General features: G+C 72.9%; 17 protein-coding genes. 6 read left to right on the forward strand and 11 right to left on the reverse strand.

The window, feature by feature from the left end:
* The first annotated feature begins 178 nt into the window (after positions 1-178).
* From eccE to ACWDEN_RS15625, 3 genes are all read left to right on the forward strand, one after another.
* On the forward strand, positions 179-1516 hold the full coding sequence (eccE, locus tag ACWDEN_RS15615; protein WP_450859401.1) for a type VII secretion protein EccE: 1338 nt from the start codon (positions 179-181) through the stop codon (positions 1514-1516).
* Between the two features lie 23 nt (positions 1517-1539).
* The gene (locus ACWDEN_RS15620) at positions 1540-2292 is read left to right on the forward strand and encodes a hypothetical protein (protein WP_351613960.1); all 753 of its coding nucleotides are present in this window, start codon (positions 1540-1542) and stop codon (positions 2290-2292) included.
* Positions 2293-2637: 345 nt separating this feature from the next.
* Positions 2638-5676, forward strand: coding sequence for an SCO5717 family growth-regulating ATPase (locus ACWDEN_RS15625; protein ID WP_450859403.1), 3039 nt, complete (start codon positions 2638-2640; stop codon positions 5674-5676).
* 63 nt (positions 5677-5739) lie between these two features.
* On the opposite strand, the gene ACWDEN_RS15630 is transcribed toward ACWDEN_RS15625, so the two are convergent.
* The 9 genes from ACWDEN_RS15630 to rimP all read right to left on the reverse strand — a co-directional run bounded on the left by ACWDEN_RS15630 (position 5740) and on the right by rimP (position 18298).
* The gene (locus tag ACWDEN_RS15630; RefSeq protein WP_450859404.1) at positions 5740-6687 is read right to left on the reverse strand and encodes a bifunctional riboflavin kinase/FAD synthetase; all 948 of its coding nucleotides are present in this window, start codon (positions 6685-6687) and stop codon (positions 5740-5742) included.
* A 177-nt stretch (positions 6688-6864) separates the two neighbouring features.
* Positions 6865-10950, reverse strand: coding sequence for a trypsin-like peptidase domain-containing protein (locus ACWDEN_RS15635; RefSeq protein WP_450859406.1), 4086 nt, complete (start codon positions 10948-10950; stop codon positions 6865-6867).
* Between the two features lie 277 nt (positions 10951-11227).
* Entirely contained in the window at positions 11228-12133 is a 906-nt protein-coding gene (truB, locus tag ACWDEN_RS15640) for a tRNA pseudouridine(55) synthase TruB (protein ID WP_351613890.1), read from the reverse strand.
* Positions 12130-12591: a 30S ribosome-binding factor RbfA gene (gene rbfA / locus ACWDEN_RS15645; RefSeq protein WP_351613887.1), complete on the reverse strand. Its 462-nt coding sequence runs from the start codon at positions 12589-12591 to the stop codon at positions 12130-12132. Before rbfA ends, truB begins: the two co-directional genes overlap by 4 nt.
* 52 nt (positions 12592-12643) lie before the next feature.
* The gene (locus tag ACWDEN_RS15650; protein WP_351613884.1) at positions 12644-12937 is read right to left on the reverse strand and encodes a DUF503 domain-containing protein; all 294 of its coding nucleotides are present in this window, start codon (positions 12935-12937) and stop codon (positions 12644-12646) included.
* A gap of 190 nt (positions 12938-13127) precedes the next feature.
* Positions 13128-16208, reverse strand: coding sequence for a translation initiation factor IF-2 (infB, locus tag ACWDEN_RS15655; protein WP_450859409.1), 3081 nt, complete (start codon positions 16206-16208; stop codon positions 13128-13130).
* 144 nt (positions 16209-16352) lie between these two features.
* Positions 16353-16649, reverse strand: a complete 297-nt coding sequence (locus ACWDEN_RS15660; RefSeq protein WP_351613878.1) for a YlxR family protein — start codon at positions 16647-16649, stop codon at positions 16353-16355.
* A 141-nt stretch (positions 16650-16790) separates the two neighbouring features.
* The gene (gene nusA, locus ACWDEN_RS15665; protein WP_351613875.1) at positions 16791-17777 is read right to left on the reverse strand and encodes a transcription termination factor NusA; all 987 of its coding nucleotides are present in this window, start codon (positions 17775-17777) and stop codon (positions 16791-16793) included.
* A gap of 2 nt (positions 17778-17779) precedes the next feature.
* The gene (rimP, locus tag ACWDEN_RS15670) at positions 17780-18298 is read right to left on the reverse strand and encodes a ribosome maturation factor RimP (RefSeq protein WP_351613872.1); all 519 of its coding nucleotides are present in this window, start codon (positions 18296-18298) and stop codon (positions 17780-17782) included.
* Positions 18299-18619: 321 nt separating this feature from the next.
* Between rimP and ACWDEN_RS15675 the strand changes: the two genes are divergently transcribed.
* The 3 genes from ACWDEN_RS15675 to ACWDEN_RS15685 are packed head-to-tail and all read left to right on the forward strand — an operon-like array spanning position 18620 to position 20570.
* A complete protein-coding gene (locus tag ACWDEN_RS15675) occupies positions 18620-19120 on the forward strand; it encodes a hypothetical protein (protein WP_450859412.1) in 501 nt (166 codons plus the stop codon).
* The gene (locus ACWDEN_RS15680) at positions 19117-19617 is read left to right on the forward strand and encodes a ferritin-like domain-containing protein (RefSeq protein ID WP_450859414.1); all 501 of its coding nucleotides are present in this window, start codon (positions 19117-19119) and stop codon (positions 19615-19617) included. Before ACWDEN_RS15675 ends, ACWDEN_RS15680 begins: the two co-directional genes overlap by 4 nt.
* Before the next feature lie 53 nt (positions 19618-19670).
* Complete coding sequence (locus tag ACWDEN_RS15685; protein WP_450859416.1) at positions 19671-20570, forward strand: aminoglycoside phosphotransferase family protein; 900 nt, start codon at positions 19671-19673, stop codon at positions 20568-20570.
* Here the strand turns inward: ACWDEN_RS15685 and ACWDEN_RS15690 are convergent.
* Together ACWDEN_RS15690 and ACWDEN_RS15695 are read right to left on the reverse strand one after the other, a co-directional pair.
* On the reverse strand, positions 20567-21136 hold the full coding sequence (locus tag ACWDEN_RS15690; RefSeq protein ID WP_351623347.1) for a GNAT family N-acetyltransferase: 570 nt from the start codon (positions 21134-21136) through the stop codon (positions 20567-20569). The genes ACWDEN_RS15685 and ACWDEN_RS15690 overlap by 4 nt on opposite strands.
* Positions 21120-23108, reverse strand: a complete 1989-nt coding sequence (locus ACWDEN_RS15695) for an ATP-binding protein (protein ID WP_450859419.1) — start codon at positions 23106-23108, stop codon at positions 21120-21122. Before ACWDEN_RS15695 ends, ACWDEN_RS15690 begins: the two co-directional genes overlap by 17 nt.
* Positions 23109-23188: the final 80 nt, after the last annotated feature.

Genomic DNA, 23188 nt, shown 5'->3' on the forward strand with positions numbered 1-23188 from the left:
TGACTCACGCGGAGGGCGCCCGGGGACCACACTCCCCCGCCCTCCGTTGTCGGACCCGGCCCCTACTATGCCTGGTACGGAGCGGGTCTCGTGGAGCGGGTAGGGTACCTGGGCCCTCAAGGGCCTTGTTGAGTGGCCTGATTCCAGCGAGTTGTGAGCAAATCGGGGGGATGCCGTGATGGCTTCCGGAACGCGGTCGCGTACGCGCGACCGATCGGCGGCACGAGGTCGTGCGGCTCGGTCCGCAGCGCCGGCGCGCGGGGCTTCCGTCCGGAGCGACGCGGCGCAGCAGCCGGTCGCGTTCGGCCTCAGGCCCCGGCCGGGCCAGGCCGGTTCGTTCCGTTTGCAACGGCTCGTACTGGTAGAGCTGGCGGCCGCATCGCTGGTCGTCGGCCTCGCCATCGGGATGGTGGCCCTCGTGCCCGCCGCGGTCGTGGCCGTGACACTCATCCTGCTGGCCTTCGTACGGCGGCGGGGCCGGTCGCTGCCCGAGTGGTTCGCCACCGCACGGGAGTTGCGGGCACGCCAGAAGCGGGCCGCGAGCACCCCGATACCAGCGGGCACGGAGCCGGGGCTGGTCCCTGCCGTGGAGTGCGAGCCCGCCCTGCGCACGTACTCCCACGGCCCGCGTGACCGGCGCCCGGTCGGCATCATCGGCGACGGGACGTTCGTCACGGCCGTGCTCCAGGTCGAGGCCGACGCGACCGCGCTGCGGGCCGAGCGCAGCCGGCAGCCGCTGCCGGTCGCCCTGGTGCGGGACGCGCTGGAAGTGGACGGGATCCGGCTGGAGTCGGCCCAGATCGTGCTGCACACCCAGCCGGCGCCCGCACTGCACCTGCCCCAGCAGTCCGTCGCCGTCTCCAACTACCTTCCGTTGCAGGAGCAGACGGGTGCCCCCGCGGTGCGCATCACCTGGATCGCGCTGAAGCTGGACCCGGAGCTGTGCGCGGAGGCCGTGGCCGCGCGCGGCGGCGGACTGCTCGGGGCGCAGAAGTGTGTCGCGCGGACCGCGGACCATCTCGCGAGCCGGCTGACCGGCGCAGGCTTCCGGGCGCGCGTGCTCGACGAGGAGGAGCTGGTCGCCGCGCTGGCCACCTCGGCCTGCGCCAACCCGCTGGTCACCGCCGAGGCGGGACGCAGCGAGAACCGGGAGCGGCGGACGGAGGAGTCCGGGCGCAGCTGGCGCTGCGACAACCGGCGGCACACGACGTACTGGGTCAGGCGCTGGCCCCAACTGGGCGGTGGCCGGGGCGAGTCGCTGCCGCACTTCGTCGCCCGGGTCACGGCGATACCGGCGCTCGCGACCACGTTCAGCCTCACTCTCGCCCACGGCGAGCGACAGGAAGTGATCCTGTCCGCGCATCTTCGGGTGACCGGGCGCAGCGACGACGAACTCGTGGCGGCGCGACGCGCGCTGGAGAGCGCCGCCCGGCAGGCAGGGGCCGGTCTGGCCCGCCTCGACCGGGAACAGCTGCCCGGCATGCTGGCCACACTGCCCCTCGGAGGTGCGCGGTGACGACGATTCCGACGACGTCCTCGATGCCGGGCACGGAGGCCCCGGCGGCGTCCGGTCCGCGCCGGATGGGCGAGCTGCTGCGGCACGGACTGGGCCTGATCGGGCCCCGGCACGGGCGGCACGGACTGCTCGCGCAGCAACTGGAGGCGCTCGCCCTGCCCATCGGGGACGACGGCGTGGTGGCCGGCGTCGACGCCGAGGGCCAGCCGGCCGTGCTGGGCATCAACCGGCCCACGCCGTACGACGTCGTGCTGATCGGTGGCCTGTGGACCGCCCAGGTACTGGCGCTGCGCTCGGCGGCCACCGGCGCCCGGGTCGCGGTGGAGACCGGCCGGCCGCAGGCCTGGATCCAGATGGTGCACGCGATGGGCGGCGGGCAGAACGGGCTGTCCGTGTACGACGTCGGTCGCGTGCCACCGCAGGGCGCCTCGGCCGGTACGCCCGTACTGGTGGTGCGGGACTGCGGTATGCGGCCGCCGCGGGGTCGCGTGGTGTCCGGTCCCTGGCAGTCGGTGCTGACCCTGCTGCCGTATCTCAGCCCGGTCGCGCCCCGGCTGTTGCGTCAGGCGCGGCTGGCCGGCATCCAGCGGGTCTCGCCGGACGAGGCCGCCGAACTGGGGCGCACCATGGGACTGACGCGGACCGAGGTCGAGTCGCTGCCGGCGCTGCCCGACGGCGTCACCCTGTGGTGCACGGATCGTGACCGGCAGTACGTGATGACCCAACCCACCGACGCCGAGATCGGATTGTTGGGCACACCTCGCCGGATGGACTGAACTGCCCTTCCTATCCGTTTTGTTCGCGGTAACCGTGTTCCCCGTTCGTCCGTTGTCCGCCGATTCGACCTCAATTCCTCTGTCAGGCAACGCGGCAAACGGGCCGTTCTGGCTGCGCTGTGACCCGGTGGATGTGTGCTCAGAGGCGGGCGGGCCTGCCGTGGGACGGCTCGTGGTGATTAGGCTGGGAGCGGGCGCGATGGCACGACCCGTGACCGGGCGATCGGTGTCCCAGGGGGAGAACCGTCGGCTCGGACTGCCCCGAATGACCACGGACGACTCGGAACGACACGACATGGTCGCCCCGGCACGGCATGAGGGTGTTCGACCACACCAGGAGGAACTGTGAACAGCGATCGGGACGGGATCCGCGGGGGCTGGGAGACACCCGACGACGACCAGACCGACGCGGAGTCCGCCATCGAGATGACGGGCGAGTTCACCATCGACTACGCGCCGCCGGCCTGGTACACGCAGAACGCGCAGAGCTCGTCCGGTGCGCCTTCGCCGGCTTCGGCGCCCCCGCCGCCCCCGCCGGCGCACGGCGCGCCCTACACCCCGCCTCCGCCTTCCCAGGGCGCGCCTTATGCCCCGCCTTCGCCGGCTCAGGGCGCCCCCTACACTCCGCCTCCGCCGGCCCAGGGCGCCCCCTACGCCGCGCCCATGCCGCCCGCGCCGCCCGTCGGGAATCCCGTCCCGATGCCGCGGTTGCCCGAGGGTTTCGAGGCGCAGCAGCCGCAGGCCGCCCAGCCGGCTCAGCAGGCTCAGCCGGAGGCCCCGGCGCCCGCGGTCGAACCGGAGACGAGCAACGGGGACCTGGAGAGCGGGGCCACGATGCGGTTCTCCGCCGTGGCCCTGAAGCGCGAGATCGCGGAAATCGCCGAGCGCACGGCCGCGATGCGGGACGACGCGGGCGAGGAGGGCTCCGCGGAGGGTACGGCCACGGGCTCCGCCGGTGCTGAGGGCGGCACGTCCGAGGCGTCCGGGTCCGAGGCGTCCGCGTCCAAGGCGTCCGCGTCCGAGGGCGCCGAGGAGCGGTCGGGTGCGACCCCCGTGGCCCCCGTGGCCCCCGTGGACGCGGTCTCCGCGGACGCCGACTCCGACTCCGGGGAGGGCGCGGCCGGTTCTGCGGCCGATGCCGGTGAGGACGAAGGTGACGGCGAGACCAAGGCCCAGGCCGACGTCGAGGTCGAGGTCGAGGACACGGCCGAGGGCGACGCCGATGCCGAGGCCGCGGAGACGGACGGCGCCCGGGACGGGTCCACCGTCAGCGCCGAGTCCGACGGCACCGTGGCCCCGGATGCGGTCGCGCAGGACGCCGTCGTCGCCGACGCCGCCACCGACGCCGCCACCGAGGCCGACGTGCAGGACGGCGTGCCTCAGAACGAAGTAGCAGCGGCGGACGGCGCACAGCCGGACGGCACCGCGCAGACCGGCGCGCCCCAGGACGCCGTACCGCCCGCTCCCCCGGCCCCCCAGGATGCCCAGCCCGGCTGGGCGCCGCCACCCGCGCCGCACAGCGGGGTGCCTCCGCTGCCGCCCTCCTACCAGCCCGCGGCGCCCGCCCCTGCGGCCCAGTGGCCCGCGCAGCAGCAGCCGTCGGCCGCGCAGGGCCCCGGTGGCGGGCCCGGCCAGCAGCCGCCGTTCCAGCCGCAGGCCCCGCAGCCCGCGCCCGCCGCCTGGAACCAGCCGAACCAGGCCGGCGCGCCCTTCGCACCGCAGCCCGGTCAGCCGAACCCGGCGGGCCCCAACGTGTCCAGCGGTTACGGCTTCCCCCAGCCCGGTACCCCCAACGCGCAGCCCCAGCCCCAGCCGGGCGGTTACGGCTTCCCGCAGCCCCCTGCGCCGCAGCCGAACCCCAACGACCCCCACGCATCCGGCGGTTACGGCTTCCCCCAGCCCAGCGCTCCCAACGCCCGGCCCCAGCCCGGTGGTTACGGCTTCCCGCAGGGGCCGGGCGGTGCGCCGGCAGCCGAGGGCCAGCAGGCCCCACATGCGCCGCAGGCTCCGCAGGTACCGCAGGCCCCGGTCGATCCGCGGTCCGGTGCCGCCTGGCCGCAGCCCGTCCGGCACGACCAGCGGCAGCCGACCAACCCCGGTGCCGCGCCGCTCGGTTACACGGCCGCCGTGGAGCTGTCCTCGGACCGGCTGCTGAACAACAAGAAGCAGAAGGCGAAGAGCGGACGGCCCGCGGCGGCGGGCGGCAGGTTCAAGCTCGGTGGCAAGAAGGAGGAGGCCGAGCGGCAGCGCAAGCTGGAGCTGATCCGCACCCCGGTGCTGTCCTGCTACCGGATCGCGGTCATCAGCCTCAAGGGCGGCGTCGGCAAGACGACCACGACCACCGCGCTGGGCTCCACCCTCGCCACCGAGCGGCAGGACAAGATCCTCGCCATCGACGCGAACCCGGACGCCGGTACGCTCGGGCGGCGCGTGCGCCGGGAGACGGGTGCCACCATCCGTGACCTCGTGCAGGCGATCCCGTACCTGAACTCGTACATGGACATCCGGCGGTTCACCTCGCAGGCGCCCTCCGGTCTGGAGATCATCGCCAACGACGTGGACCCGGCCGTCTCGACCACGTTCAACGACGAGGACTACCGGCGCGCGATCGACGTCCTCGGACGGCAGTACCCGATCATCCTGACCGACTCGGGCACCGGTCTGCTGTACAGCGCCATGCGCGGGGTGCTCGACCTCGCCGACCAGCTGATCATCATCTCCACGCCGTCCGTGGACGGCGCCAGCAGCGCCAGTACGACGCTGGACTGGCTGAGCGCGCACGGATACGCCGACCTGGTCTCCCGCTCGCTCACCGTGATCTCCGGTGTCCGCGAGACCGGCAAGATGATCAAGGTCGAGGACATCGTGGCGCACTTCGAGACGCGCACGCGCGCGGTCGTGGTCGTGCCCTTCGACGAGCATCTGGCCGCCGGTGCCGAGGTCGACCTCGACATGATGCGGCCCAAGACGCGCGAGGCGTACTTCAATCTCGCCGCGCTGATCGCCGAGGACTTCGTACGGCACCAGCAGGCGCACGGGCTGTGGACCAGCGACGGCAACCCGCCACCGGTGGCCGCCCCGCCGATGCCGGGCCAGCCCATGCCGGGCCAGCCGTACCCGCAGGCACCCGGCCAGGAGCTGTACACCGGGCCTCCGCAGCAGCCCTATCCGCCCCAGCAGGGACAGCCGCCGTATCCGCAGGCGCCGGGGCAGCAGCCGTACCCCCAGGCGGCGCCGGGCCAGCAGCCCTATCCGCAGGCCGCGCCGGGCCAGCAGCCCTATCCGCCGCAGCAGCCCGCCCAGCCGTACGGCTATCCCCAGCCGCCGCAGGGGCAACAGCCTCCGCAGGCCCCGCCGCCGCCACAGCAGCAGCAGCAGCAGTAAGTGAAAGGGCGGCGGTGCTCGTCGCACCGGCCGCCCTTTCGTGCTCGTAGAGTCGTCGAAGGCCTACTCCTCCGCCGCCACGATCTCCCGGCACCGCTTCACATCCGCGGCGATCTGCTCCAGCAGGGCCTCCAGCGTGTCGAACCTGGCCTGGCCGCGCACGTAGGCGAGGAAGTCGACGGCGACGTGCAGGCCGTACAGGTCGAGGCCGACGCGGTCGATGGCGTACGCCTCCACCGTGCGCTCGGTGCCGTCGAACTGCGGGTTCGTGCCGACGGAGATCGCGGCCGGCATGGCCTCGCCCTCGACGTGCAGATAGCCGGCGTACACGCCGTCGGCGGGGATCGCGGTGTGCGGGAGCGTCTCGACGTTGGCCGTCGGGAAGCCCATGTCGCGGCCGCGCTGGGCGCCGCGCACGACCACGCCCTCCACGCGGTGGGGGCGGCCCAGGATCTCGCGGGCGCCCTCCACGTCGCCCTCGGCGACCAGGCGGCGGGTCAGGGTCGAGGAGAACGGCAGGCCGCCGCCCGCCTCGCCGGTGACGTACAGGTCGACGACCTCGACGTCGAAGTCGTAGGTCTTGCCCTGCTCGGCGAGGAACTCGACGTTACCGGCGGCCTTGTGGCCGAAGCGGAAGTTCGGGCCCTCGACGACCGCCTTCGCGTGCAGCTTGTCCACCAGGACCTTCACCACGAAATCGGCGGGCGAGAGCTTCGAGAACTCGGTGGTGAAGGGGAGGATGAGCACCGCGTCCACGCCCAGGTCCGCCATCAGCTCGGCGCGGCGGTGGTGCGGGGCGAGCAGCGGAGGGTGGCTGCCGGGGCGGACGACCTCGCTGGGGTGCGGGTCGAAGGTGACCACGACGGCCGGGACGCCCAGCTCGCGGGCGCGGTCGACGGCGTGCTTGATGATCAGCTGGTGGCCGCGGTGGACGCCGTCGTAGGAACCGATGGTGACGACGCTGCGCCCCCAGTCCTGGGGGATGTCCTCCAAGCCACGCCAGCGCTGCACTGTGACCGCTCCTCGAACCCGTGTCCATAACGACGCTTAAGACTTGCGCAGGTCTAAGGGTGCCATGCCGGGTGCCCCGGGCTCGCATCGGTATCGGGGCTGTGACCGGGCGCACGTTCCGGGCCGTCTTCCCAGCCGTCTCTTTTCGCCGCCGCTCAGGCCGTACTTCCATGCCGCTCACGCCGGTACCCGGACGCCGGCGAGGTTCTCCAGCATGCGGCGGGTGCTGGGGCCGACGACGGCGGCCCATTCGTCCGGTGTGGCGGCCAGCCAGCCGGCCATCCGCGCGGCGAAGCCGGGCACGTGCCGGCCCAGGTCGACCAGGCCGCGGTCGAAGCGGGTGGCGCCCTCGGGAGTGCGGACGAGGAGCAGCCCGGTGCGGTGGACGAGACCACGGATCTCCTCCTCGCGACCGTCGCTGTCGCAGTCGCAGTCGCAGTCGCAGTCGCCGTAGCCGTCGCTGGCGCAGCCGCCGTGACCGTCGCCGTAGGCGTGGCCGCCACCGTCGCAGTCGCCGGGTTCGGCCACCGCATGCAGGACGGCGTCCAGCACGGACGGTTCCCGTTCGCGGGCGAGCAGCACCTCCAGGAGCTCGCGGCGCAGCGGGCGGGAGGCGGGGGTGCCGGCGCCGGCGAGGACGGTGGCGAGGGCGGCGCGGAGCTGTTCGGGGGCGCCGTCGAGCAGGCCCGTGACCAGGGGCAGCAGGACCGGGCGGACGGTGGGGCCCTGGGCCAGGCGGCGGTCGACGTGGGCGGCGAGGCGGCCGGCGGTCTGCGGGCGCAGCCGTACCGCCTCCTGGATCAGGGCCGCCACGCGGCGGGCCAGGGCCGGGGTGGTGACGTCGGTGAGGGTGCCCAGGGCCTCCTCCGCGTGCGGGCCGCGCAGCCGGGCCTGGAAGGCCTCCAGGACCGGTTCGGGGTGAGTGGTCAGGGCGGGGGCCAGGGCGCCCGGCGGGACCTGCGGGTCGCCGTCGGCGAAGTGCCGCAGGGCCGCGGCGAGGTGCCGGTCACGGGTGTGCGGGTCGCGGACCAGCAGGGCGAGGGCGCCGCCGTGCAGGGTGCAGTCGGCGGGGCGGGCGAGCAGGGCGAGGGCGGCGTAGCGCAGCAGCTCGCGGTCGGCGTCCGAACGGACGTGGGGCGCCACGCGCAGGCCGAAGGTCACGGCCGCGACCCGGCGGGCGGGGCGCTCGTCGTGTGCCCAGCGGTCGACCGCCCGGCAGACGGCCGACGGCTCGTCCTCGGCGAGGGTCGCGAGCAGTTCGTCGGCGCGCCGGTGCGCGGCGGCCACCAGGATCTCGGTGAGGTCGTCCAGCGCGCCGTGCCGGTGGGTGTGCAGCAGCGCCTGCGCGGCGGTCGCCACGGTGGCGTGCGGAGTCGCGGGCAGCGGCCGTTCGTCGTCGAACCAGCAGGTCAGCCGCGGCTGTACGACGGCGGGCGCGGCCGCGAGCAGCCGGGCGACGGCGTCCAGGTAGCGTTCGCCGGCCTCCGGGGGCGCCGGGTCGGCCAGCACGAGCCGGCGCAGCAGCTCGAGCCGCTCGGTGTCGCGGACCGGCAGCTGGGTCCAGAAGCCCGGACCGAAATCGGCCGGCACGGGCCGCTGTGCGCGGCGCCAGGCGACGATCCGGTCGGCGAGCACCCGCAGCACCTGGGTGTACGGCATCGCGTCCGGGACCTGCAGCAGGGTGCCGGCGAGCAGCCGGGCGGCCCACCAGGAGCCGGGGTCGCGGTCCAGGGCGTCCGTCAAGTCCCGCAGGCGGGAGGCCAGTTGGTGTTCGCCGTGCTGCCGGGCGAGGAGCAGCAGGGCCTGGACGACGGGGCCGATGCGATGGTGCGGCACCGGCACGGGAGCGGTTTCGCCGTCGGCACGGGGGCGGTGGACCAGGGCGCGCAGGGCCTCGTCGAGGTCGAGGTGCATGCCCTGGATCCAGTCGGCCAGCTCCTCGTGCGCGAAGCGGTAGCCCCGGCCGGCCGGGACGAGCAGGCCCTCGGCCAGTACGGCGGACGCCCAGCCGGTGCCGCCGCCGAGCCGGGCGGGGGCGGGTCCCCAGGGGAACACCGCCTCGAACGACGCCCGGTCCAGCTCCCCCTGTCCGGGCCCGAGGCTGCGCCGGGCGGCCTCGTGGACCTGCCCGGCCACGCGAGCGGCGAGCCGGCGTACGGCGGTGCCGCGCAGGCCGCTCTCGGCGGCGAGCCGGACCGCGATCCGCAGGCACATCAGGTCCAGGTGGGCGGCGAACACCTCGTGCCGGTCGACCGGCCCCGCGATCTCCGCGTCCGGGGTGGCGGCCCGGACTTCGGACAGCAGCCGGAGGGCGAGCGGATGCCGGGCGTCGCCCTCGGCGAGGGCGCCGTCCGGGATCGCGTAACGCACGCGGGCCAGACGGGCCTCCTCGGCTGTGAGGTCGGGGAGGTGCAGGCAGGGTGGGAGGGGTGCCGTGGGCCTGGTGGGGGCGGTGCAGGGCTCGGTGGGCGTCGGGGGGACTGCCTGAGCGGCGGGATCGGCAGGAACGGCATGAGGGGGATCGGCAGGAACGGCAGACGCGGCGGGCGCTGACGCCCTGGGCGGGGTGGCCGGGGCCTCGGGAATCCCCGGCCCCGCAGAACCGGTCGGGGCCGTACAACCGGTCGGGGCCGCGGAAGTGGCGAGAGCGCCCGGAGCCGTGGAGCCGGTCGAAGCCTCAGCCGCGGCGGACCCCGCCGATACCCCGGAAACAGCGGACCCCTCCGAACCCGCGCAATGAGCGACACGGGCTGACGCCGCCGGAGCCGGCGGGGTGGCGGTGGCCGCAGGAGGCGTCGGCGTGTGCAGGAGGTCGGCGGGGAAGTGTGCTCCCGCCCGCTCCCAGTACTCCTCCCGGCAGGCCACCGCCAGACGTGCCCCGGTGCTGCGCAGCCAGTCGGCCGTCCCCCTGGTCCAGTCGGGGAGGCGGTGGGCGAGGACGGGGGGCATCTCCTCGGGGCCGTCCAGGAGGAGCAGGAGCGGGCGGCCGGCCCGGGCGGCGAGGTGGGCCAGGTGTTCGGGGGTGAGGTCGCCGAGTGTCTCGGGGCGGACGGAGCGGGCGGCGGCGACGATTCTGGCGGCCCGTTCGAGGGTGCGGCGGGCCGCGTCGGCCACCGAGTCGTCGGCATCCTCCAGGTCGGCGCCGCGCAGCCACAGCGTCGGGGCGGGCCGCTCGCCGTGGGCCCGTCGGGCGGCGAGGTCCGCGAGTGCCGTCGTACGGCCGCTGCCGGGGGCGCCGACGAGCCCGAGCACGGCCCGGTCGCCATCCGTGAAGGCGGCCAACTCCCGTGCGACTCCGTGGCGTTCGACCGGTTCCACGGCACCGGCGAGAAGGCCCTGCGGGCCGTCCTGGCCGACCGAGGTGGCGGTCAGCTGCAGGATGCCGGCCAGGTTGAGGTCGGCGCCGTAGGCGGGCGCGGTGGCCGCGTTGCGGGCGAGCAGCTCGGCCAGGGGGCCGTCGGCGGGCCGTAGCGGCACCGCGAAGCCCGTGTCGCGCTGGGCGGAGTGCAGGGCGCTGCCGAGGACGCCGATCACCGCGCCGGTATCCGCGTCGAGCACCGGTCCCCCGGCCGAACCGCCGCCCAGCCGCAGCGCGTCCCGGCCGGCGGTGCCGATCGCCAGCTCCAGCGCGTCCTGGAGGAGGTGGAAGCGGTCGGTGGCGGTGTACGTCACCTCGGTCGCGTCCAGCACCCGCGCCTGACGCCAGCAGCCCGCGGGGATCCGTACATAGGTTCCGGCGTCGATCCGCTCCCGTACGGACAGCGGCAGCGGGTCCAGCCCGAGGCCCTCGGTGCGGACCAGGGCCAGGTCGCGCTCGGGCAGCGGGGTGACGGCGTCGGCGGCGACCACGCAGGTCCGGTCGCCCCCCGCGACCTGCAGGACGAGCCGGGGCAGGCCGTCGACCGTCTCGTGGCTGGTGAGCAGGGTGCCCTGGTGATCGGCGAGGAAGCCGACGCCGCGGAGCCGGCCGGCGAGGTCGCGGATCTGGACGAGGGCGGGATCGGGGCGGGGGCCGACGAGGTGCGTGCCCGGGGCGGCCGCGGTGTCCGGGTGGCCTGCGGTGGAGCTTGCGTGGCCTGCGGTGGGGTTCGAGAGGTCTGCGGTGCCACCGGTGCCTGTGGTGCCTGTGGTGTAGCTGGTGGCGCCGGCGCGCCTGTCGACCGTACGGTTCCGGTGTCCCCGCCGGAAGCCGTCCGCCGCCTCCCCCGTACCGTCCGCCACCGCCCAGCGACCGCTTCCGGTGCGCGGGCCCCGTCCCGCCATGGCCGTACCTCCCCGCCTTGCCCGTGCCCTGTCTCACGACGGTAGGCGGGCGATGATCGGCGGGACAGATCGTGTGGCGAACGCGCCCCCTTCCGCTCCCCCGGTTCACTCCGAGCGCCTGCCCGGTCGGGTGAATGGACGGGTGCCGCTGGATAACCCTAGGGATGGGGGAACCGAGGGGGGACCGTGGAGCGGCGGCAGGGGCCCAACCCCGTGGCCGGCCGCCGCTCCACGGGCAGTGCCCATGGCAGGTGTCCCGGCCGAGGACGGCCGGGCCTCAGCCGAAGACGGCCAGGCTCTTGGCCTTGCCCTTGTGCTGCTCGACCAGTGCGAGGAAGCGGTCCTCGGGGTCGAAGACGGCGACGGGACCGGCGCCCGCGTACTCGTCGGGCATCTCCAGCCGGACGCCGTTCAGCAGCAGCCGGGCGCGCCGGGCGTCCACCTGCCAGCGCGGGAACGCGGCCCCGGCGGCGTCCGCGATCGGCATCACGGTCAGCTCCTTCTGGAGCTGGTCCAGCGTCCTCGCCGTGTCGATCTTGTACGGCCCGACGCGGGTCCGGCGCAGCGCGGTGAGGTGGCCGCCGACGCCGAGGCCGGCGCCCAGGTCGCGGGCGAGGGCGCGGATGTAGGTGCCGGAGGAGCAGACGACGGAGACGACCAGGTCGAGGACCTGGGTGCCGTCGTCGGCGACGGCGTCCCGGACGTCGTACACCGAGAAGGAGGAGACGGTCACCGGCCGGGCGGGGATCTCGAAGTCCTCGCCGTCGCGGGCCCGCTTGTACGACCGTACGCCGTCGATCTTGATGGCGCTGACCTTGGACGGGACCTGCATGATGTCGCCGGTCAGCTTGGCGATGCCGGCGTCGATGGCGTCCCGGGTCACCTTGGACGCGTCGGTGGCCGAGGTGACCTCGCCCTCGGCGTCGTCGGTGATCGTGTTCTGGCCCAGGCGGATGGTGCCCAGGTACTCCTTCTCCGTGAGGGCGAGGTGCCCGAGGAGCTTGGTGGCGCGCTCGACACCGAGGACCAGGACGCCGGTCGCCATCGGGTCGAGGGTGCCGGCGTGGCCGACCCGGCGGGTCCGCGCGATGCCGCGCATCTTGGCGACCACGTCGTGCGAAGTGAAGCCCGACGGCTTGTCGACGATGACGAGGCCGTCGGGCGTGGTGTGCTTCTGGGTCATTCCGCGGCGTCGCCGTCCGTCTCGGCCGTGTCGTCCTCGGCCGGCTTCTTGTAGGGGTCCGCGCCGGCGGCGTACGCCGCGCCGGTGGCCGCCTCACGGACCTTGGCGTCGGACTGCCTGGCCTTGTCGAGGAGGTCCTCGATGGTCCGGGCGGTGTCCGGGAGGGCGTCCGCGACGAAGGACAGGGTCGGCGTGAACTTCACCCCGGCCGCGCGTCCGACCTCGGAGCGCAGGATGCCCTTGGCGCTCTCCAGGCCCGCCGCCGCGGCCTTCCGCTCCTCGTCGTCGCCGTAGACCGTGTAGAAGACGGTCGCCTCCCGCAGGTCACCCGTGACCCGGGTGTCCGTGATGGTGACGTGCGAGCCGAGCCGCGGGTCCTTGATCCCGCGCTGCAGCTTCTGGGCCACCACCTCCCGGATGAGGTCCGCCAGCCTTTTCGCCCGCGCGTTGTCGGCCACTGGTCCGTCTCCCGTTCTTTCTTCTGCTTGCGTTGGTGTTTGGGTCCGGTCGTCAATCGTCTTCGCCGTGGAAGCGCCGTCGTACGGACAGCAGCTCCACCTCGGGGCGGGCGGCGACCAGCCGTTCGCACCGGTCGAGTACGTCGCTGACGTGCGCCGCGTCGCCGGAGACCAGGGCGAGGCCGATGACCGCTCGCCGGTGGAGGTTCATGTGATCCACCTCGGCCGCGCTCACCGCGTACTTGCGCTGGAGTTCGGCGACGATCGGGCGGACGACGGAGCGCTTCTCCTTCAGCGAGTGGACGTCGCCGAGGAGGAGGTCGAAGGACAGAGTCCCCACGTACATGTTGTGTGCCGGGTTTACCCGCCGGTACGGGATCGATGGCCTGGGAGCCACGTTACCGCCTGGCCGTCGGTGGCTCGAGCGGGTTTCCCGGGCACCGTCGGCCGCGGTGCCGCCCGGGGGCGCCGGCCCCCGGAACGGCGCGCTGGCCGGCAGGACCGCAGTCCCGCCGGCCAGCACGAACCGTCGGCCGTTACGCCCGCGGCTTCTCCCGCATCTCGTACGTCGCGATGACGTCGTCGACCTTGATGTCGTTGAAGTTGCCGAGGTTGATACCGCCCTCGTAGCCTTCGCGGATCTCGGTGACGTCGTCCTTGAAGCGACGCAGGCCCTCGATGGTGAGGTTCTCCGCGACCACCTTGCCGTCGCGGATGAGGCGGGCCTTGGTGTTGCGGCGCACCTCGCCGGAGCGGATGAGGACACCGGCGATGTTGCCCAGCTTGGACGACTTGAAGACCTCGCGGATCTCCGCCGTACCCAGCTCGACCTCTTCGAACTCCGGCTTGAGCATGCCCTTGAGGGCCGCCTCGATCTCCTCGATCGCCTGGTAGATGACCGAGTAGTACCGGACGTCCACACCCTCGCGCTCGGCCATCTGCGCCGCGCGGCCGGCCGCGCGGACGTTGAAGCCGATCACGATGGCGTCGGAGCCCATCGCCAGGTCGATGTCGGACTCCGTGACCGCACCGACGCCGCGGTGCAGGACGCGGATGTCGACCTCTTCGCCGACGTCCAGCTGGAGCAGCGAGGACTCCAGGGCCTCGACGGAACCAGAAGCGTCACCCTTGATGATCAGGTTCAGCTGCTGGACCTCGCCGGCCTTGAGCACCTTGTCCAGGTCCTCCAGGGACACGCGGCGCGTGCGCTTGGCGAAGGCCGCGTTGCGCTCACGGGCGGCGCGCTTCTCGGCGATCTGACGGGCCGTACGGTCCTCGTCGACCACCAGGAAGTTGTCACCCGCACCCGGGACGTTGGTCAGGCCCAGGACCTGGACCGGCGTCGACGGGCCGGCCTCGGCGACGTTGTTGCCGTTGTCGTCGAGCATGGCGCGGACCCGGCCGTAGGCGTCGCCCACGACCATCGTGTCGCCGACCCGCAGCGTGCCTCGCTGGACGAGGACCGTCGCCACGGCACCACGGCCGCGGTCGAGACGGGACTCGATCGAGATGCCCTGCGCGTCCTGGGCCGGGTTGGCCCGCAGGTCGAGCGAGGCGTCGGCCGTGAGGATCACGGCCTCCAGCAGCGAGTCGATGTGCAGACCCTGCTTGGCGGAGATGTCGACGAACATGGTGTCGCCGCCGTACTCCTCGGCCACCAGGCCGTACTCGGTCAGCTGACCGCGCACCTTGGTCGGGTCGGCACCCTCGACGTCGATCTTGTTGACCGCGACCACGATCGGCACGTCGGCCGCCTTGGCGTGGTTGAGCGCCTCGACCGTCTGCGGCATGACGCCGTCGTTGGCCGCGACGACCAGGATCGCGATGTCGGTCGACTTCGCACCGCGGGCACGCATGGCGGTGAACGCCTCGTGACCCGGGGTGTCGATGAAGGTGATCTTGCGCTCTTCGTCGTTGACCTCGGTCGCGACCTGGTAGGCACCGATGTGCTGGGTGATGCCGCCGGCCTCGCCCGCGATGACGTTCGTCTTGCGGATCGCGTCGAGCAGTCGGGTCTTACCGTGGTCGACGTGACCCATGACGGTGACGACCGGCGGACGGACCACCAGGTCCTCCTCGTCGCCCTCGTCCTCGCCGAACTCGATGTCGAAGGACTCGAGCAGCTCGCGGTCCTCCTCCTCCGGGCTGACGATCTGAACCGCGTAGTTCATCTCGTCGGCGAGGAGCTGCAGCGTCTCGTCGGAGACGGACTGCGTCGCGGTGACCATCTCGCCGAGGTTCATCATGACCGCGACGAGCGACGCCGGGTTGGCGTTGATCTTCTCCGCGAAGTCGGTGAGCGACGCGCCGCGGGAGAGACGGATGGTCTCGCCGTTGCCGCGCGGCAGCATCACGCCGCCGACGCTCGGGGCCTGCATGGCCTCGTACTCCTGGCGCCTCTGCCGCTTCGACTTGCGGCCACGACGCGCGGGACCGCCGGGACGGCCGAAGGCGCCCTGCGTGCCACCGCGGCCACCGGGACCGCCGGGACGGCCGCCGAAGCCGGGACGGCCACCGCCGCCACCGCCGGGACCACCACCCGGACGGCCGGCGAAGCCACCGCCGGCGCCGGCACCGGGACCACCGGGACGACCGGCGAAGCCGCCACCGCCGCCACCGGGACGGGCGAAGCCGCCGCCACCCGGACGACCGCCGCCGCCACCGGGACGACCGCCGCCACCGGGACCGCGGCCACCGGGACCACCGCCGCCGGGACGCGGGCCGGCAGCGGGACGCTGCGGCATCATGCCGGGGTTCGGGCGCGGACCGGACGGGCCGGGACGCGGACCGCCCTGCGGGCGCGGCATGCCGGCGGGCGACGGACGGGAACCGCCCGGAGCCTGCGGACGCGGACCGCCGCCCTGCTGGCCGGGGGCCTGCGGACGGGGACCGGCGCCGGGAGCACCCGGACCACCCGGACGCGGGCCGCCCTGCGGGCGCGGGGCCTGCGGACGGGCCATGCCGGTGGAGCCACCGGAGGTGAAGGGGTTGTTACCCGGACGCGGACCGGCCGGACGGGCACCCGGACGCGGGGCCTGGCCACCGGTACGCGGGGCACCCTGGCCGGGACGGGCCTGGCCCTGGCCGGGACCACCCGGACGGGCACCGCCGGGCTTCGGGGCACCCGGACGGGCGCCGGAACGCGGACCCTGCGCGGCCGGGGCCTGCGGGGCCTGCGGGGCCTGCGGGGCCTGGGCGGCCGGCGGAGCGGTGAACTCCGGGGCGGCCGGAGCCGGACGCGGCGCGGGCTTGGGACCCGGAACCGGACGGGGGCCCGGGGCCGGGGCGGGCGCCGCAGGGGCCGCCGGGGCGGCCGGCTGCTGGGCAGCGGGCGCCGTCGGAGGCTTGGGGGCCAGCGGCCTCGGGGCAGCCGGACGGGCCGCCTGCGCCGCAGAGGGCGCGGCGGGCCTGGGGGCAGCCTTGCGCGGGGCGGGCTTCACGGCGGACTTGCCGCTGCCACCGCCCTGGAAGGCGTCGGTCAGCTTGCGTACTACGGGCGCTTCGATGGTCGAAGACGCCGAACGGACGAATTCACCGAGCTCCTGGAGCTTGGCCATGACGACCTTGCTCTCAACGCCGAACTCCTTGGCGAGTTCGTAGACCCGGACCTTAGCCACTTCGCTCCTTTGAGGTCCGGGTGAAGCCGGACCGTCGCTAGTTCATGGGCGTACTCATCGCGTACTCATCGAGTGCTCATCGCAATCTCGACCTGCTTTCGACTCGCGAGGTACCAGGCCGCACGGGGTTCCGTACGGCTCGTCTTACGGTGTTGCCTGCTCGGCAACTGTTGTCTGCTCGACGTATCGGCGCAACGCCTTTGTGTCGAGCGGCCCCGGGGCGCGCAGTGCCCGCGGGAACGCCCGGCGGCGCACCGCCTGGTCGAGACAGACCAGGGCGGGGTGTACATAGGCACCCCGGCCGGGCAGCGTACCGCGAGGATCGGGGGCGCATGCGTCCTCGATCCTCACGATCCGCAGCAGATCGTTCTTGGCCGCCCGCTCCCGGCACCCCACACAGGTGCGTTCAGGGCATGCTCCGGCGTGCGTCCGGCCAGACACGGTTAAGTCTACCTCCCCGTACCGACCTCACCCCTTTGGGGCAAAGATCGAACGGCTGTTGTCGTAAACCAAGCGACCTGCGGCTTGGATCTATTCCCCGGGCCACCGGGCTGCCCGGCATCACCCGGCGTTACCAGAGTGTTACTCGGCGGCCTGTTCGGTGTCGGGCCGGATGTCGATCCGCCAGCCGGTGAGCCGGGCGGCGAGGCGGGCGTTCTGCCCCTCCTTGCCGATCGCGAGCGACAGCTGGTAGTCCGGCACGGTCACCCGGGCGGAGCGGGCGGCCAGGTCGACGACCTCCACCTTGCTCACCCGAGCGGGTGACAGGGCGTTCGCCACCATCTCGGCCGGGTCGTCCGACCAGTCGACGATGTCGATCTTCTCGCCGTTCAGCTCGCCCATCACATTGCGCACCCGGCCGCCCATCGGGCCGATGCAGGCACCCTTGGCGTTCAGACCCGAACGGGTGGACCGTACGGCGATCTTGGTGCGGTGACCGGCCTCACGGGCGATCGCGGCGATCTCCACCGAGCCGTCGGCGATCTCCGGCACCTCCAGGGCGAAGAGCTTCTTCACCAGGTTCGGGTGCGTACGGGAGAGGGTGACCGACGGTCCGCGCACGCCCTTGGCCACCCGGACGACGTACGACCGAAGGCGCATGCCGTGGGGGTAGGTCTCGCCGGGGACCTGCTCCTGCACCGGCAGGATGGCCTCCAGCTTGCCGATGTCGACCAGCACGTTCTTCGGGTCGCGGCCCTGCTGGACCACGCCGGTGACGATGTCGCCCTCACGGCCCGCGTACTCGCCGAGCGTCGCGTCGTCCTCGGCGTCGCGCAGCCGCTGCAGGATGACCTGCTTGGCGGTGGTGGCGGCGATCCGGCCGAAGCCCGACGGGGTGTCGTCGAACTCGCGGGGCTCCTGACCCTCTTCGAGGTCCTCGGGATCCTCCTTCGCCCACACGGTCACATGCCCGGTCTCCCGGTTGAGCTCCACGCGCGCGTGCCGGCGGCTTCCCTCGGTGCGGTGATAGGCGATGAGGAGGGCCGACTCGATCGCCTCGACCAGCAGGTCGAAGGAGATCTCCTTCTCCCGAACCAAGCCCCGCAGGGCGCTCATGTCGATGTCCACGGCTACGCCTCCTCCTCTTCCTTCATGTCCTTCTTGACCTTGTCGTCCTTGCGGTTGAACTCGACCTGCACGCGCGCCCTGCCGATCTCCGGGAAGCCGAGCCGGCGGGTGGTGGCCTTGCGGCCCTTCACCCCGGGCACCTCGACGTCGAGGCCCTCGTCGTCGACCTTCAGAATCCTGGCGACCAGCTCGCCGCCCTCGGTCAGCTGGAACCTCACGAGCCGGTCGGTGGCGCGCACGAAGTGCCGGTGCTCGGTGAGGAGGCGCTCCGCGCCGGGGGTTCCGACCTCCAGGTCGTACGCCGCGTCACCCATCGCGTTGGTCTCGTCGAGCTTCGCCGAGAGCGCGCGGCTCACATCGGCGATGGCGTCCAGATCGGCTCCGGTGTCGGAGTCGACGACCACGCGCAGCACCCGCTTGCGTCCGACGGAGTCCACGGCGATCTCCTCGAGATCCAGCCCCTGGGAGGTGACGAGCGGTTCCAGCAGCTCTCGCAGCCTCTCGCTCTGGGTGGTGCTCATCCGGGTGACTCCTCGGCCGCGTGTGCTGTTGTGGGATGGGTCGCGTGTCTGGTCAAAGGGTATCCGGTCGCGGGGGGTGATGCCGTCCCCTCCGGGGGTGGCGCGGGGCGCCTGTGAGCTCGGGGGTCCGGGTCTTCGGGCGGGTGCGGGTCGTGGGGCTGTTCGCGCCCACGCGGCGGAGCGGCGCATCGATACGGTCCCGCGCCCCTCGGGTGGGTCCACTGAGCCGGTGACATGGGGCGAGGGGGTGCGCGGGTACCGTGATCACCGGCGGGTGTCTTCCCGCCTGTGTGTTCGTACGAGGCCCCGAGGACGTCAGCCGTGCCGTACTCCCCACCCATGCCCGCCCCCTCGGGGCCGCGCAGAAGATCCCTGCTCGCCTCGGCCGCCGGCGCCGCCCTGCTGGTGGGCTGCTCCGCCGATCCGGACTCCGGCGGCAACAGCGCCTCGTCGGCGGCGGAGCGGGCACGCACGCGTGCCGCGCGGGACAGCCAGGGGCTGCTGGAGCGGTACGACGCCGTCCTCGCCGCGCACCCGGGGCTGGGGCCGCGGCTGGGCCCGCTGCGGGCCCAGGTCGCCGCCCACGCCACGGCCTTCGGAGGCACCACGACGCCCGCGTCCACCAAGCCCTCGGCATCCCCCTCCCCCGTGCCGGCCACCGACAAGGACGCCCTCGCCGCCCTGGCGGCCGCCGAACGCGCCCTCGCCGACCGGCGCGCCCAGGCCCTCCTGGACGTGCCGGGCGAGCTGGCGCGGCTGCTGGCGTCGGTCGCCGCGGCCGGGGCCACGCACGCGTACCTGCTGACGGAGGGGGCGAAGTGAGCGACAAGGCGAAGCCGGCCGAGCTGAGCGCGCTGCAGGCGGCGCTGGCGGCGGAGCACGCGGCGGTGTACGGCTACGGTGTCGTCGGCGGCCGGATCGGTGCGGCGCGCCGCACCGAGGCGCGGGCGGCGTACGACGCCCACCGGGCGCGCCGCGACGCGCTGATCCGCGAGGTCCGCGACCTGGGCGGGGAGCCGGTCGCCGCGAACGCCGGGTACGCGCTGCCGTTCCCGGTGGCGGATGCGCCCGCCGCCGTGCGGCTCGCCGCGCGGCTGGAGGAGCGGGTGGCGGGCGTCTACGCGGACCTGGTGCGGGCCGCGACGGGCGCGCGGCGCGGCGCGGCCGCCGCCGCGCTGCGGGAGGCCGCGGTGCGCGCGGTGCGCTGGAGCGGGGAGAGCGTAGCCTTCCCTGGGCTCGCCGAGCGGTCCTCCGGCGAGGGGACCGGCGCGGCCGGCACGACACCGTCGGCCTCCGTCTCCGCCTCGGTGTCCCCGTGACCGCATAAGGCGCCCCTACGACAGGACCCGGACAGGAAGGGAACGACTCGCGCATGGCTTTCGAACCGCCGCCGCGCCTCGTACGGGCGCTCGGTGAGACGGCACCGGCCGGGGACGACTGGCTCGCGGAGCTGCCCGTGACCGCCGAACAGGCCGTTGCCAGGCGCGAGTTGACCGTGGAGCGGGTTCAGGTGCCGGGCGGGCGCAGCAGCCTGGTGGTGCTGGTGCGGCGGGCCGACGGCACCCCCGCGGTGCTGAAGCTGGCCCCGCCCCGGGCCCGTCCGGAGAGTGAGCGGGCCGCGCTGGCGCACTGGGGCGGGCTGGGCGCCGTACAGCTGCTGGAGGCGGACGCGCGGGACGGTGCGCTGCTGCTGGAGCGGCTGCACCCGGATGTGTCCGTGCGGTCGCTGCCGGAGGCGAAGGCGCTGCTGGAGGCGGCGGGCACGCTGCGGCGGCTGTGGGTCGAGCCGCCGGCCGGCCATGCCTTCGAGACCGTCGCCGAGCGCACGGACCGCCAGGCGACGGCGATGCGGGCGGGCGCGGAGACCGGGCCCGAGGTGGCGCCGCTGGTCGACGCGGCGCTCGCGGCCCGCGAGGAGCTGCTGGCCGCGCCGCCCGAACACCGGTTGCTGCACGGCACGTTCCGGCAGAGCAAGGTGCTGGCCGGGGAGCGGATGCCGTGGCTCGCGGTGGGCCCCGATCCGGTGGTCGGCGAGTGCGCCTTCGATCTGGCGCGGCTGGTCCGGGACCGGGTGGAGGACCTGATCGCGGCACCGGCGGGTGCGGCGACGACACGACGGCGCATCAAGCGGCTCGCCGAGTCGCTGGAGGTGGATCAGGAGCGGTTGCGGGGGTGGACGTTGTTCCGGGCGGTGGAGTCGGGGGTACGGGCCCGGCGCGTCGGCCGTGAGAAGGACGCGGAGCTGCTGCTGGAGTTCGCGAGCTGGCTCTAGTCCGGCTTGCCGTTGAGTTCACGAACGTAGATGTCCCAGTACGGCGGCGTGACACCGTGCAGTGGACCCTTTCTGCCGACCCTGTGCCATCCCAGATGCCGGTAGACGCTTTGCGTGGCGAGGGCGGTCGGTTGCACCGAGAGGATTCCCCGCTGCTCGTTGCGGCGCCGCAGGAGTTCTTCCATCAGGTACTTGCCTGTGCCACGACCACGCCAGGCGGCGAGGACACCGAGGCTGATGACGGCGAAGGTCCGGCCTTCCCACTCGCGCACGAGATCGGCGGGAAGCGGGTGGGTGAAGTCGCGCCACCATCCGTGATCGACGGCGAGTGGATGGCCGTAGACATATCCGATGAGGCGGTCTTCCTGCTTCGCAACGACTGCGCTGAAACCCGGAACAGCCATCAGACTCTCGAGTTCTTTTTTGTGTCCCTGCGACATTTCTGACGCCCACGCGAACGGTGCGACGGAAAAGACCGTGTCGTGGATGGTGCAGATCTGGTGGAACCAGGCCGCAGCCAGCTCCCGGCCGCCTCCCTCGAACACGAGCTCACGACCGTCCGTCATCTTCGCCTCCGTTCGATGCGTCCGAGGCGCTCGCGGCACGTTCCCGGAGTTCCTCGGAAACCGCGTCACCAAGCTCCTCGTACATCACTGCCGCTTGCGTCCAGAAGTCGCGAGCGGCGGCCGGTTCCCGGCGCGCTGCGCATACGTCACCCAGACGGGTGAGTGCAGACGCCTCACTTCGCCGGTCCGTGAATTCGCGGAAGGTCTCCAGAGCCCGCACAAGGTGATCCTCGGCATCTTGGAAATCACCGAGTTCGCTCATACTCGCTGCCAGCGGGAGTGCCGCCCAGGCCTCGCTCCATCGGTCGTCGATCGATTGGAAGATTTCAACAGCCTGCTGGCACAGTGCAACGGCCTCGGGAAAGGCACTGCGGGAGCGAGCACACTCCGCGAGGCTCAGCAGGCTCATTCCCTCGCCCCGGCTGATGCCATGTGTCCGGAACACGGTGAGCGCGGCTTCGAAGTGCTCCTGGGCTCCGGAGTCACCTTGCTCGATCGCCACGAGCCCCAGACCGCGCAGAGAGAATCCCAGTAGCCAGGCATCATCGATGTCCTGACTGATCTCCACTGCGTGACGATAGTGCTCGGCAGCGGTGTCGTACGCTCCCGACCGCCAGCCCACATCTCCCAGGCAGAGCAGGTTCGACGCTTCCCCCAACCGACTGCCGACCAGTCGGGCGGCATCCAGCCCAAGCTCGTGGATATATTTCCAGTCCGTCCAATGTGAGCCGAGCTCGAAGAATCCGTCGGCAACCACAGGCAACATCCAAGCGATGTCATATTGACCCCACTTGACTGCCTGTCTCAGTGCGGAGAGTAAGTTGTCACGCTCCGCCTCGAACCACTGCATCGCCGCGGCGGCCTCATGGAAGCGCTCGACTTCCTGCACCTCTCCGGCCGGCACCAGGGGGATGGCATGGGAGTGCGGCAGGATTGCTCTTCGTCCCGCATCGGCACTGAGCAGGTACCAGGTCAGGATTCGACGAACCGCGCGGGTTCTTTCCGCCTGTGAAGATTCGTCGGCCAGCCGCTCCAACGCATAGGCCCGAAGCAGGTCGTGCATGCGGTACCGGTCCCTGGCGATTTCATGCAGCAGATGGACGTCGGCGAGTTCGCTGATTCTGCGACGAGCCACCGCCGGGGCGACCGCCAGAAGCGCTGCGGCGGAACCGCTGCCCAGAAATTTCCCCTCATGCAGTCCCAGAAGACGAAAAGCCGCCCGTGTCTGGTCCGGGAGGGCTCGGTAGGACCAGGAGAAGACTGCACGCACATCGCTGAGCTCGTCTTCTCGATCGGCCAGGGCGTCGAGAAAGTCCTGCTCTCGAATCAGCTCGTCCACGAGTTCCGTCAGGGAGAGCAGCGGGCGGGCGGCCGCTCGTTCACCCACCACGCGCAGCGCCAGCGGGAGACACCCGCAGAGCTGAGCCACCCGTCGGGCGGCCTCGGGTTCCGAATCGACCCGGGCGGGGCCGATCACTTCACGCAGGAGCTGTACCGACTCCTGGGGTGACAGTACGTCCAGAGTCACACGTGCCGCTCCCTCCCGCGCCACTAGGCCGGACAGCCTGCTTCGGCTGGTGATCAGCACGAGACTGGAGCGCGAGGCAGGTATCACCTGTCTGATCTGCTTCACCGACGAAACATTGTCGATGAATATGAGGATTCTCTTCCCGTAGAGCAGCGAGCGGAACAACGCGGCACGCTCCTGCTCGTCGATCGGGATACGGTCCGCCTCCACGCCCAGGCCTCGCAGAAAGGAGTCCAGGGCATGGTCGGGCCCCAACGCGTTGCCGCTGTTGTAGCCGCGCATGTCGATGTACAGGTCACCGTCGACGAAGCGCCGACGGATTCTGTGCGCCCAGTGCAGTGCCAACGCGGTCTTCCCCACGCCCGGCCCTCCGGTGATCGCCGTCACGACGGCCGGCGAACCGTCAGGGTCCTCGGGAGCCAGTGGGTACAGAGTGTCCAGCACGGTCAGCTCCCGCGCGCGGTTGACAAATCCTGGCACGCCGTAGGGGAGTTGACGGGGCGGAGGGAAAGAGTGGCTGGGAC

It is taken from the genome of Streptomyces sp. NPDC001153 (assembly GCF_053598315.1).

Coding starts and splice junctions, on each gene's coding strand:
- ACWDEN_RS15650 (WP_351613884.1), bottom strand. CDS start 12,937: ATGTACGTGGGGACTCTGTCCTTCGACCTCCTCCTCGGCGACGTCCAC.
- eccE (WP_450859401.1), top strand. CDS start 179: ATGGCTTCCGGAACGCGGTCGCGTACGCGCGACCGATCGGCGGCACGA.
- rimP (WP_351613872.1), bottom strand. CDS start 18,298: ATGAGCACCACCCAGAGCGAGAGGCTGCGAGAGCTGCTGGAACCGCTC.
- truB (WP_351613890.1), bottom strand. CDS start 12,133: ATGACCCAGAAGCACACCACGCCCGACGGCCTCGTCATCGTCGACAAG.
- ACWDEN_RS15690 (WP_351623347.1), bottom strand. CDS start 21,136: ATGACGGACGGTCGTGAGCTCGTGTTCGAGGGAGGCGGCCGGGAGCTG.
- ACWDEN_RS15635 (WP_450859406.1), bottom strand. CDS start 10,950: ATGGCGGGACGGGGCCCGCGCACCGGAAGCGGTCGCTGGGCGGTGGCG.
- ACWDEN_RS15685 (WP_450859416.1), top strand. CDS start 19,671: ATGGCTTTCGAACCGCCGCCGCGCCTCGTACGGGCGCTCGGTGAGACG.
- ACWDEN_RS15620 (WP_351613960.1), top strand. CDS start 1,540: ATGCCGGGCACGGAGGCCCCGGCGGCGTCCGGTCCGCGCCGGATGGGC.